This window comes from Mesorhizobium vachelliae (assembly GCF_033977325.1).
Classification (GTDB): domain Bacteria; phylum Pseudomonadota; class Alphaproteobacteria; order Rhizobiales; family Rhizobiaceae; genus Mesorhizobium; species Mesorhizobium vachelliae.
Genome location: NZ_JAVIIR010000006.1, coordinates 295,704 through 307,034, shown reverse-complemented (window position 1 = coordinate 307,034; position 11,331 = coordinate 295,704). Strand labels below are relative to the sequence as shown.

Genomic DNA, 11,331 nt, shown 5'->3' with positions numbered 1-11,331 from the left:
GCACACCATGGAAGATGTCGTCACACCTGGCGAAGCCGCATCCCCGGCCCGCTCCCGTGGCCGCGCCGCGCGCCTCATGCAACGCGGCGCGCAGGAACCGCGCCGTCCCTATATCAGCCGCAGGATCGGCACGTTCAACATCCTCGACGAGGAGGGGCTGAGCCTGATCGAGGCCAATGCCGACCGCCTGCTCAAGGAGGTCGGCATGGAATTCCATGACGACCCCGAAATCCTCGATCTCTTCCGCGATGCCGGAGCCGACGTGAAGGGAACCCGCGTCCGCTTCGAGCCCGGCATGTGCCGCAAGCTCGTCCAGGCGACGGCGCCGAGGCAATTCAAGCAGCATGCCCGCAACCTGGCCAACACCGTCATGATCGGCGGCGACAACACGGTGCTTTGCCCATCCTGGGGCCCGCCCTTCGTGCACGATCTCGACCGCGGCCGTCGCTATGCGACGCTGAACGACTTCCGCGACCTGGTGCGGATCCACCAGATGATCCCCTACCTGCACCATTCCGGCGGCGTGGTCTGCGAACCGGTCGATCTTCCGGCGAACAAGCGCCATCTCGATATGCTCTATACGCATGTGCGCTATTCCGACCGGCCTTTCATGGGCGCGTTCATCGGCTCCATGCGGGCGCAGGATGCGGTCGACATCGCCAAGATCGTCTTCGGCGCCGAATTCGTCGCAGAGAACGCCGTGCTCTACAACGTCAGCAACACCAACGCGCCGCTGGTGCTCGATGCCAACATGTCGGGATCGCTCAAGGTCTATGCGCGCAACAACCAGCCGGTCGCCTGCACGCCCTGGACGCTGGCAGGCGCGATGAGTCCCTGCACTGTCGCCGGCACGCTGGCGCAGGTGCTGGCGGAAGCGCTTGCGTGCCTTTCGCTCGTCCAGCTCATCAATCCGGGAGCGCCCTGCCTTATGGGGAGCTTCGCCAGCACCATCTCCATGCAAAGCGGCGCGCCGACTTTCGGCACGCCGGAAGCGGCAAAGATGGTTCTGGCGGCGGGTCAGCTGGCGCGAAGGGTCGGCGTTCCGTTCCACACGGTCGGCACGCTCTCGGCATCGAAGCTGCCGGACGCGCAGGCGGAGCAGGAAGGGACATGGGGCTTGCTGATGTCGCTTCTCGCCGGCGCCAACGTCATCAATCATGCAACGGGATGGCTGGAGGGCGGGCTCGTCACCGGCTTCGAGAAGACCATCATCGACGCCGATCTTTGCGGCAAGGTGATGAGCCTGTTCGAGGGCATCGACCTGTCGGTGAATGCACAGGCGATGGACGCCATCGAGGAAGTCGGGCCGGGGTCCCACTTCCTCGGCAGCGCCCATACCCAGTCGAACTTCCTGTCGGCCTTCTACCGCTCGACGATCAGCGACAACAATTCCTTCGAGCAGTGGAATTCCGAGGGCGGACTGGACGCCGCCCAGCGCGCCAATCGCCAGTGGAAGAAGCTTCTGAGCGACTATGCGGATCCCGGCCTCGACCCCGCGATCGATGAAGAATTGCGGGCCTTCATCGTCAGGCGCAAGGAGAGCATGCCCGACCAGGATTATTTCTGAGCGCTAAAAAGCACGTTGCGCGTCAAGGCCTTATGCGAGTCATCGTTTTTGCTAATGCAGAAGAATAAGGGATGGATTACCTGCCCGTTTCGCTAACCTGATGCCAAGATCAACAAAGACACCAGGATTGGGGAACCCTCATGAAACTTTATCTTCTTGGACTGTCGGCCATGGCGCTCGCCGGCTCGATGACATCGGCTTTTTCCGCCGACGTCACGATGCCGGATCCGAATTATGCGACCGCCACGGCGGTGATGAATGTCATCAAGGCTGCGGCGGAGCAGGAGCTCGGCCTGCAAATATCGACGGTCACCACCACCGCCGTGCCGGTGATCTGGGAAGCGATGGACCGCAACAAGGGCGAGGTCGACATATGGCCGGACACCTGGCTTCCCAACCAGCAGGGTCTCGTCGACAAATACGTCAAGGACAAGAAGTCGGTTAAGTTGGCGGAGAACAGCTACGAAGCCCAGCAGGGCTATTGCGTGACGGAGGTCACCTACGACAAATTCGGCATCAAGAATGTTTCGGACCTGGCCAATCCCGACAACGCCAAGATCTTCGACCGTGACGGCGACGGCAAGGGCAACATCTGGATCGGAGCACCAGGCTGGCAGTCGACCAACATCGAGAAGGTGCGCGCCCGGGACTACGGCTTCGCCGATTTCTTCAATCTGGAGGCGACCGACGAGGCGATCTCCAACGCCACGCTCGACAGCGCGGCCAAGCAGGACAAGCCCTGGGTTGGATATTGCTACGGCCCGCACCAGAATTTCGCCCGCTACAAGCTGAAATTCCTCGCAGAGCCGGCTTATGATCCAGCCAAGTTCGTCGTCGTGCAGGCAAACGAAGACCCGCAATGGTTCGAGAAGTCCAAGATATCATCGGCATACGCCAAGACCACCGTCCATATCGCCTATGCGTCGTCCTTGGCCGATCGCCAGCCGGACCTCGTCGCCGCGCTCGAACGCATGCAGTTCAATCCTGACGATGTGAGCAAATGGGCATACTCCATCATCGTGGACAAAAAGCCTGCCGACGAGGTGGCGAAGGATTGGATCAAGGCGAATCCCGAAGCGGTCTCGAAGTGGTTCGGCCACTGATCGACAAGGCAAACATTTCGATCGTGACGGCTTCGCGGCGAAAGCGCGAAGCCGTTGCGCGTAGGGGGCGGACGATGATGCAAGCGCATCCTCCGGCCTCCTTTTCGCCTGCTTCGTCGGAAGGTTCGGACCATGCCATCGTCATGAAGGCGGTGTGGAAGGTTTTTGGCGCGCGCGAGCGCGAGGCGATCGCGGCGATCCGCAGCGAGGGACTCGACAAGCAGCAGGTCGCCGAGCGCTTCGGCTGCGTGGTCGGTGTCGCGGGCATCGACATTTCGGTTGCCCGCGGCGAGATCTTCTGCGTGATGGGTCTTTCAGGCAGCGGAAAATCGACGCTGATCCGCCACATTAATCGCCTGCTTGAACCGTCGGCGGGCGAAATCTTCATCGATGGCGAGGATATCCTGGCCAAGACGCCGGCCGAGCTTCGCGCGTTGCGTTCGCGCAAGATCGGCATGGTGTTCCAGAGCTTCGGGCTGCTGCCTCACCGCACGGTCCGTGACAATGTCGCCCTGCCGCTGGAAATCCAGGGCGCAACCAAGCAGCGTCGCTTCGACGTCGCCGAAGCGGCGCTCGCCAAGGTCAATCTCGCCGGCTGGGGAGACCGTTACTGCCAGGAGCTTTCCGGCGGCATGCAGCAGCGCGTCGGACTGGCGCGCGCGCTCGCGGCCGATCCCGCGATCCTTTTGATGGACGAGCCGTTCAGCGCGCTCGATCCGCTGATCAGGCGGCAGCTTCAGGACGAGTTCGTGGCGCTTTCCAAGTCGATGGGCAAGACGGTGATCTTCATCACCCACGACCTCGACGAGGCGATCCGCATCGGAGACCGCATCGCCATCATGAAGGATGGCGTGATCATTCAGACCGACACGCCGGAAGAGATGGTCACGGCGCCGAAGCACGACTACGTCGCTAGGTTCATCGCCGATATTCCGCGCCTCAACGTCATCACCGCGCGGCGCGTCATGCGGCCTGTCGCCGAGGCTGGCCCGCAGGAGCGCAAATTGCGCAGGGTCGCCGAGCAGGATCTTCTGTCCACCCTCGTGGACATCGCCGCGGCCTCGCCGGAGCCGCTGGCCGTCGAGGACGCGAAAGGCAGCATCGTCGGCATAGTCGACCGACAGTCGATCCTCAACGGCCTGAGGAAGGGGGATAAGGCGTGAATTCGCATATGCCCCCGAGCCCCGATGGGATGATCCAGCCTCAGGCCGGGTCCGAGGACGCGCTTGCCCGCGAGTTCGCGGTCCAGGGTGCCGATTACTATGTCCGCGCCTTTGCAAGGATCAGAAACGCGACCGGAAGAGCCTGGTCGTTCAATCCGGCCGCAGCACTTCTGGGACCCGTCTGGGCGGCCTCGCGCAACCTGCTGCTTCTGTTCTGGATCACGCTCCTGCTCCACATGGCGGCCGTCGCGCAAATCAGCGTCGGCGCCTCCGGCAATCTGGGAGCCGCGGAGCAGAGCCGCGCCGAGCGCCTGACACAACAGGCCCAGGATCGGGCCAAGCAGGCGCAGGCCGCGAAGGATTCAGGCGCCGCCAACGCCGATGGCCTGGACAAATCGGCAAAGGCCCTTGAACGCGCCGCGACCCAGGCCGTGGCCACCGCGACGGCGGCGCGCGTGCAAGGTCCGCGCTTCCTTGCCACTGGCCTGGCCACGCTGCTGCTGAGCGCCGCGCTGAGTGGGCTGCTCGCCAATGGCATGCTTGAACGCCGTTTTACCCGATGGCGTTCGGATCGCACCATTCATCGCGGTCGCAACCATATGCTCACCTCATTTGCCACGCTTTTCTGCGTCGCGATCTTTGCGCTCACGGCCTATCGTTTTGCCGCGACCGCGCCGGCGCCCTGGCTAGCGGCGGCGCCATCGAACAGGGATTGGCAGGCGGCGTTGTCGTCCGGGCTCGATGCCGTGATGCACCAGATCGCGCAGTCGGGAGACGCGTTTTTCAGCCTCATCACGCGCGGCCTGTCGGGCTTCCTCGATGCCTTGGCCTATGCGCTCACTGCTATGCCGTGGCCGGTGACGATGGCGCTGATCCTGCTGCTTGCCTGGCAGCTCGCCGGTCCCCGCGTCGCCATCTTCACTGGCGCGGCACTTGCCTATCTTTCATTGCTCGGCTTCTGGGAAAAGAGCCTAGACACGATCGCGCTGCTCGGCACGGCGGCGATCCTGTGCCTGGCGATCGGGATTCCGCTCGGCATATGGTGCGGCCGCCGGCCGCGCGTCTATGCCGCCGTCCGCCCGGTGCTGGATTTCATGCAGACCATGCCGGCCTTCGTTTACCTGATCCCCGTCATCGCGCTGTTCGGCATCGGCAAGCCGCCGGGCATCATTGCCACGCTGATCTTCGGCACGCCGCCGGTCGTGCGCCTGACGGCGCTTGGCCTGCAGGGCGTTCCCACCAGCATCCGCGAGGCCGCGCAGGCCTATGGCGCGACCCGATGGTTTCTCCTCACCCGCGTGGACTTGCCGCTGGCCAAGCCGTCGATCATGGCCGGCATCAACCAGACCATCCTGATGTGCCTTTCCATGGTCGTCATCGCTTCGCTGATCGGAGCCAAGGGCCTCGGCGAGGACGTGCTGAACGCGCTGCAATACGCCGCCGTGGGTCAAGGGCTTCTGGCAGGCTTTGCAATTCTGCTCTGCGCTATGGTCATTGATCGGATCGTCCAGGGCAATGCGTCGCAGTCGGGCAAGTAGTTTCGACAAGACTACGGAGGATCCTGTCGGGATTCATTGAGCCGACCGGCGGAATCGGCCCCACTTCGGACATTCGCGTGTTGCCTTAAAGCATGTCTCCCGAAAGTGGGAACCCGTTTCGGGAGACATGCGTAAAATCAAAAACCTAAAGCGCATGGAGCGAATCTGAAAGATCGCGACGCGCTTTAGGCCAAGCCATGGCTATATCGATTACTGCTCCTTCTTGAACAAATCCTGGAAGATGAGCGGGCCCCAGATGCGGCCGCGCGCGTGCACCAGCGCGCCACCCTCGTTGAGCTTTCCCAGCTTGACGGGTGCGAAGCCGAGTCGTTTGGCCAAGGCCGCCACGGGAACGGTCGCGTCCTCATCGTCGCTCGACAGAAAGACGACCCGGTGGCCGCCCTCGACAGTCGGGTCGGCAGCCAGGGTGGCCGCAACCAGGTGATTGAACCCTTTGACGAACTTGGCGCCGGTGAACGCGTTCGCGGCGAAGGCGGAGGACGGGATACCGTCCAGCTCTTCAGGTACTGGAAACGCGTTCATCGCGTCGATGACCGTCTTGCCTTCCCAACTCGGCGGGGTCTTCGCAACCTTGCGATGCTCCCCGAACGGGACCGCCAGGAAGACCGTGTCGGCCTCGAGCGCTTCCCGCAGCGACTTGGCGACGACCGTGGGTCCGATCGCCCTGGCCTGCGACGCCAACGCCTCCGGCGGCCGTCTGCTCGCGACGGCTACGTCGATGTTCTTGCGGGCGAAGGCCTGGGCGAGGGCCTGGCCTACCTTGCCGAATCCTACGATTGCATAGCTCATGATGTTTCTCCGATCCTTGTTGATGTTGAATCCCTGGCCTTCAATGGCGCTGGGTTATCCGTTCGGCCGTGTGGCGACCTTTGCGGAGGCGCGATTTCAGATGGCTGAGAAGCCGCCGTCGACGGACAATTCCACCCCATTCACGAAGCTGGAATCGTCTGAAGCTAGAAACACCGCGACGGCCGCAATTTCATCGGCACGCCCCATCTTCCCCCGCGGGATCAGGGATTCGAACATCCGCTTCGCCTCCTCGGTGAGAACTTGGTCCTGCATCGGTGTGGCGATCGGCCCCGGGCTCAGCACGTTCACCCGGATATTCCTGCCCTTCAGTTCATTGAGCCAAGTGCGTGCGAATGAGCGCAACGCCGCCTTGCTCGCCGCATACACGCCGTAACCAGGGAAACCTTTCACCGAAGCAACGGACCCGGTCATGAAGATCGATCCGCCATCGTTGAACAGCGGCAACGCCTTCTGAACCGTAAACAGCGTGCCGCGCGTATTGAGGCCGAAGGCCGCATCGAAATGCTGCTCGGTAATTTCGCCCAGCGGGACGGCTTCGCCCAGACCAGCGCTCGCATACAGGACGTCGATCTTGCCCTTTTCCCGCTTGACGGTGTCGAACAGACGGTCGAGGTCGTCGAGATTGGCCGCGTCGCCGCGAACAGCGGTCACATTCTGGCCAATCAGCCTGGCGGCCTCGTCGAGCGCCTCTTGCCTCCGGCCTGTGATGAAAACATAGGCTCCTTCTTCAACGAACCGCTTGGCGCTCGCCAGCGCCATGCCGCTCGATCCGCCTGTGATGACTGCAACCTTACCGTCTAACTTTCCCATGACTTTTCCTTCCAGGCTCCATCCTTGGTGGTTCGGGGACGCCCCCGAGGGCCTCAACATGGGGCGGCCGGAGTCAGGCGTTGAGTGTGGAAGCGCGCACATCGGTGGTGCGAAATCGATCCGGCTGGACGGCTGACACCCGCCGTTCGGAATTCGGCCGCGCTTGTCGGCATAGGCTATGATGACGTATCATCCACATACGAGATTGCTGGTCGACGTGTTGGATACGAGCTTTTGGAAGGGCACCGCGCGGTGCCGGATTGCACCATGATCGACTGGCCATGATCGACTGGGATGACGTTCGCTACTTTCTTGCCGTCGCGCGCGCAGGCTCAGTGCGGGCTGCCGCCGGGCGCCTCGGGGTGAACCACTCGACCGTGCTGCGACGCATCGCTCAGCTCGAGGAACGCCTGGCAGCGCACATGTTCGAAAAGCTGCCTTCGGGCTACCGCCTGACGGCTGCCGGCGAGGAGGTCCTCGAGCTCGCGAACCAGATGGAAGCGTCGTCGCACCAGTTGGAGACGCGCGTCTTCGGTCGCGACCAGAGCGTGCGCGGGCTTCTGCGGGTGACGCTGGCGCCGACGCTTGCGACACACCTGCTCATGCCGGACTTCGCCGATTTCGCGCGTCTGCATCCGGATATCGAGATGGAAATCGTGTCGTCCGGCGAGCTGGCAAATCTGACCAACCGGGACGCCGACGTCGCGATCCGCGTCGTCTACGACCGCAAAACCCTGCCGCTCAATCTTCACGGCCTCAAGGGGCCGGAGCTGTTCGGAGGCGTCTACATTTCTCGCGATCGACTAGCCGCGTGGCGTGCGGGTGCGCCGGATCCCATCCGGTGGATCGTCATAAGCATGCATGGCATCCCGGACTGGGTCCGCGAGGGTGAGGTTCCCGCAACGGAGGTTCTGTTCAAGACCACGGACGGCGAGGCACAGATCGTTGCCGTACGGCAAGGGCTCGGCATGACGACACTGCCGTGCTTCGTCGGAGATGCCGACCCCCTGCTGGTCAGGGTGCCGGGTACCGACCTGCACCTGTATGGAACGCTCTGGCTTCTCACCCAGGGGGAGGCGCGCAAGACGAAGCGCGTGCGGCTCTTCACCGAGTTCATATCCCACAGGCTCGCCGCCTACGCGCCCCTTCTCGCCGGACTCTCCTTGGCAGCGGACTGACGCGCGACAGGCGGCCGATAGCGCAGTCTCTACCGCCGATGTCGATCGCTACCTGCAGCTCAGGGGCGGCCTCTATGTGATCGGAAGCACTTCTGACCGCTTCACCTGCTTTAACGCAAAGCTCGTCTCAATCGACGCGACGCCGTCCAACCGCGTCAGCTTGTCGGCCAGGAACTGCTCGTACGCTTCGAGATCCTTCACGACGATGCGCAGCAGATAGTCGCGCTGCCCGGTCATCAAATAGCAGTCCACCACTTCCGGCCAGCGCGCGACAGCTTTGGAGAACCGCTCAAGCGCGTCTTCGCGCTGTCGCTCCATCTTGATCGAGGCGAATGCGCTGATCGGCAATCCGACCTTTTTCTGGTCGATTATGGCCGCGTAGCCCTTGATTATGCCCGCCTGTTCCAGAAGACGCACGCGGCGCGCGCAGGGCGACGCCGAAAGGCCTATCGTTTCGGCCAGTTCGTTGACCGTGATCTTGCCGTCGGATTGCAGCGCGGCAATTATTTTCCTGTCGATCTCGTCAATCTCCAGATTTGGCACGTTTCACCTCATGAGCGCCAGATTGCTTCCTTTTTGTGCCAAAAAATCTCCGCAAACAACGTCAAATTGATCACATTCGCTTCCGCGCCGGGATTACGCTTCCGACCAACGAAACGGGGTTCGCGGACAGATGCAAGACGAGCGGCTGGCAAAGCTCAGTGAATTGGAGCGCAAGGTGCTCTGGCTGGCGACCTGGATGATCCACAACGCCAACCACCTGCGCGACAATGGCGACGGCCTCAAGGTCGGCGGGCATCAGGCTTCGTCCGCCTCGCTCGCAAGCATCATGACCGCGCTCTACTTCTGCGTCCTGCGTCCGGAAGACCGCGTCGCGGTGAAGCCGCACGCGAGCCCGATTTTCCACGCGATCCAGTATCTTCTCGGCAACCAGAAGCTCGAGAAGCTGAAGAATTTCCGTGGCTACAAAGGCGCGCAGTCCTATCCATCGCGCACGAAGGATGTCGACGACGTCGACTTCTCCACCGGCTCCGTCGGCCTCGGCGTGGCGCAGACGCTGTTCGCGTCCCTTGCGCAGGACTACATCCGCACCAAGGGCTGGGGCAGCGCGTTGCCAGAAGGCAAGATGGTGGCCCTCATCGGCGATGCGGAGATGGATGAGGGCAACATCTTCGAAGCCTTGCTGGAAGGCTGGAAGCATGGGGTCCGCAACACCTGGTGGGTGGTCGACTACAACCGCCAGTCCCTGGATGCCGTTGTGCGTGAGGGCTTATGGGCCCGTTTCGAGGCGATCTTCCGCAATTTCGGATGGGACGTCGTCATCATCAAGCATGGCAAGCTGCAGCAGGCGGCCTTCGCCGAGGCGGGCGGCGAGAAGCTGCGGCAATGGATCGACCTGTGCCCGAACCAGCTGTATTCGGCTCTGACGTTCCAAGGCGGCGCGGCCTGGCGCAAACGCCTGCTAGACGATCTTGGCGACCAAGGCGATGTCTCGCGCCTGATCGAGGCGCGCAGCGATGACGATCTCGCGCGGCTGATGGGAAACCTTGGAGGGCATGACCTGCCATCACTCTTGGAGGCCTTCGAGGCGGCGCGCGGTCATGATCGCCCCGTCTGCTTCATCGCTTATACCATCAAGGGATTTGGCCTGCCGCTTGCCGGCCACAAGGACAATCACGCCGGCCTGATGACGCCGACCCAGGTCGCTTCCCTGCAGGCGGACATGAATGTCCGGCCCGGCCACGAATGGGACCTGTTCGAGGGGCTGGACGCGAAGCCGGCCACGCTCAGGGCTTTTCTCGCGGATGTGTCGTTCAACGCGAAGGGCACCCGCCGCTATCATGCGCCCTATATCCCAGTCCCGGATCGGCTCGCCTTCGGCGCGCAGGCCTCGATGTCGACCCAGCAGGGCTTCGGCGTTTTGATGCACGAGATCGGCAAATCGGATACGCCGCTTGCCGACCGCATCGTCACGACATCGCCGGATGTCACGGTCTCCACCAATCTCGGGGCCTGGGTGAACCGGCGCGGCCTGTTCGCCAAGAAGGAGCTGGCGGATGTCTTCAAGGCGGAGCGTATCCCGTCCACCTACAATTGGGCCTTCTCGCCGAAGGGTCAGCATATGGAGCTCGGCATCGCCGAGATGAACCTCTTCATCCTGCTTTCGGCGCTAGGCCTGTCCCATTCGGTTTTCGGTGAACGCCTGATCCCGGTCGGCACGCTGTACGATCCCTTCATCCAGCGCGGCCTCGATGCCCTGAACTACGCCTGCTACCAGGACGCCCGCTTCGTGCTTGCCGCGACGCCCTCGGGTGTCACACTTGCAGGCGAGGGCGGCGCTCACCAGTCGATCTCAACGCCGTTGATCGGCATGGCGCAGGACGGGCTCGCCAGCTTCGAGCCGGCCTTTGTCGACGAGCTCGCCGTCATCATGCGCTGGGCCTTCGATTACGTGCAGCGCGACGGCGAAGCGGAGCCGGACCCGCTGTCGTGGTTGCGCGACCGGGTCGGCGGCTCCGTCTATCTGAGGCTTTCGACGCGCACCATCGACCAGCCGAAGCGCGAGGTCACGCCCGATCTGGCGGACAACATCATCAACGGCGCCTACTGGATGCGTCGGCCGGGACCCAATGCCCAGCTCGTCGTTGCTTGCACCGGCGCGATAACGCCCGAGGCGATCGAGGCCGTCGGCATGATGGGCGAGGACCGGCGCGACATCGGCCTTCTGGTCGTGACCTCCGCGGACAGGCTCAATGCGGGGTGGAATGCCGCCTTGCGTGCGCGTGAAAACGGCCTCTCCCATGCCCGCAGCCACATCGAGCGGCTTCTCGATGATCTGCCGCCGTACTGCGCGCTGATCACCGTGCTTGACGGACATCCCGCCACGCTCGCCTGGCTCGGCGCGGTCGCGGGGCACCGCACGCGCGCGCTCGGGGTGGAGCATTTTGGCCAAACGGGATCGCTGGCCGAGCTCTACCGCCATTTCGGCATCGACGCGCGCGGCATCATCGCTGCCGCACAGTCGCTGACGTCCGGCCGGCCGATGCGGCATCTGCGCCTGGCATAGGCTGGGTGGTGGCTATACTCTCGACGGCTCGGGATGACCGCCTTGCGCCTCAGTCCTCCAGACTGGAAGCGCTG

Annotated in this window: 9 protein-coding genes; 6 read left to right on the top strand and 3 right to left on the bottom strand. The window is 63.2% G+C overall.

What is annotated here, in order from left to right; genetic code table 11:
• Positions 1-7: 7 nt before the first annotated feature.
• The 4 genes from RFM41_RS15645 to RFM41_RS15630 all read left to right on the top strand — a co-directional run bounded on the left by RFM41_RS15645 (position 8) and on the right by RFM41_RS15630 (position 5,371).
• Positions 8-1,567, top strand: coding sequence for a trimethylamine methyltransferase family protein (locus RFM41_RS15645; protein ID WP_320250038.1), 1,560 nt, complete (start codon positions 8-10; stop codon positions 1,565-1,567).
• 140 nt (positions 1,568-1,707) lie between these two features.
• On the top strand, positions 1,708-2,670 hold the full coding sequence (locus RFM41_RS15640; RefSeq protein ID WP_320250036.1) for an ABC transporter substrate-binding protein: 963 nt from the start codon (positions 1,708-1,710) through the stop codon (positions 2,668-2,670).
• 77 nt (positions 2,671-2,747) lie between these two features.
• Positions 2,748-3,833 carry a quaternary amine ABC transporter ATP-binding protein gene (locus RFM41_RS15635; RefSeq protein WP_430691544.1) on the top strand — a complete coding sequence of 362 codons (1,086 nt, stop codon included), beginning with the start codon at positions 2,748-2,750 and terminating at the stop codon, positions 3,831-3,833.
• A gap of 29 nt (positions 3,834-3,862) precedes the next feature.
• Complete coding sequence (locus RFM41_RS15630; protein ID WP_320250032.1) at positions 3,863-5,371, top strand: ABC transporter permease; 1,509 nt, start codon at positions 3,863-3,865, stop codon at positions 5,369-5,371.
• A gap of 210 nt (positions 5,372-5,581) precedes the next feature.
• Here RFM41_RS15630 and RFM41_RS15625 read toward each other — a convergent pair whose 3' ends face one another.
• Both RFM41_RS15625 and RFM41_RS15620 read right to left on the bottom strand, forming a co-directional pair.
• The gene (locus RFM41_RS15625; protein ID WP_320250030.1) at positions 5,582-6,181 is read right to left on the bottom strand and encodes an NADPH-dependent F420 reductase; all 600 of its coding nucleotides are present in this window, start codon (positions 6,179-6,181) and stop codon (positions 5,582-5,584) included.
• Positions 6,182-6,277: 96 nt separating this feature from the next.
• The gene (locus tag RFM41_RS15620) at positions 6,278-7,012 is read right to left on the bottom strand and encodes an SDR family NAD(P)-dependent oxidoreductase (RefSeq protein ID WP_320250028.1); all 735 of its coding nucleotides are present in this window, start codon (positions 7,010-7,012) and stop codon (positions 6,278-6,280) included.
• Positions 7,013-7,293: 281 nt separating this feature from the next.
• Between RFM41_RS15620 and RFM41_RS15615 the strand changes: the two genes are divergently transcribed.
• Positions 7,294-8,190 carry a LysR family transcriptional regulator gene (locus RFM41_RS15615; protein ID WP_320250026.1) on the top strand — a complete coding sequence of 299 codons (897 nt, stop codon included), beginning with the start codon at positions 7,294-7,296 and terminating at the stop codon, positions 8,188-8,190.
• Positions 8,191-8,262: 72 nt separating this feature from the next.
• On the opposite strand, the gene RFM41_RS15610 is transcribed toward RFM41_RS15615, so the two are convergent.
• Positions 8,263-8,733: an Lrp/AsnC family transcriptional regulator gene (locus tag RFM41_RS15610; RefSeq protein WP_320250024.1), complete on the bottom strand. Its 471-nt coding sequence runs from the start codon at positions 8,731-8,733 to the stop codon at positions 8,263-8,265.
• Positions 8,734-8,863: 130 nt separating this feature from the next.
• On the opposite strand from RFM41_RS15610, the gene RFM41_RS15605 reads away from it, so the two are divergent.
• Positions 8,864-11,257: a thiamine pyrophosphate-binding protein gene (locus RFM41_RS15605; protein ID WP_320250022.1), complete on the top strand. Its 2,394-nt coding sequence runs from the start codon at positions 8,864-8,866 to the stop codon at positions 11,255-11,257.
• Positions 11,258-11,331 lie beyond the last annotated feature (74 nt).

Coding starts and splice junctions, on each gene's coding strand:
- RFM41_RS15605 (WP_320250022.1), top strand. CDS start 8,864: ATGCAAGACGAGCGGCTGGCAAAGCTCAGTGAATTGGAGCGCAAGGTG.
- RFM41_RS15625 (WP_320250030.1), bottom strand. CDS start 6,181: ATGAGCTATGCAATCGTAGGATTCGGCAAGGTAGGCCAGGCCCTCGCC.
- RFM41_RS15630 (WP_320250032.1), top strand. CDS start 3,863: ATGATCCAGCCTCAGGCCGGGTCCGAGGACGCGCTTGCCCGCGAGTTC.
- RFM41_RS15615 (WP_320250026.1), top strand. CDS start 7,294: ATGATCGACTGGGATGACGTTCGCTACTTTCTTGCCGTCGCGCGCGCA.
- RFM41_RS15645 (WP_320250038.1), top strand. CDS start 8: ATGGAAGATGTCGTCACACCTGGCGAAGCCGCATCCCCGGCCCGCTCC.
- RFM41_RS15620 (WP_320250028.1), bottom strand. CDS start 7,012: ATGGGAAAGTTAGACGGTAAGGTTGCAGTCATCACAGGCGGATCGAGC.
- RFM41_RS15640 (WP_320250036.1), top strand. CDS start 1,708: ATGAAACTTTATCTTCTTGGACTGTCGGCCATGGCGCTCGCCGGCTCG.
- RFM41_RS15635 (WP_430691544.1), top strand. CDS start 2,748: ATGCAAGCGCATCCTCCGGCCTCCTTTTCGCCTGCTTCGTCGGAAGGT.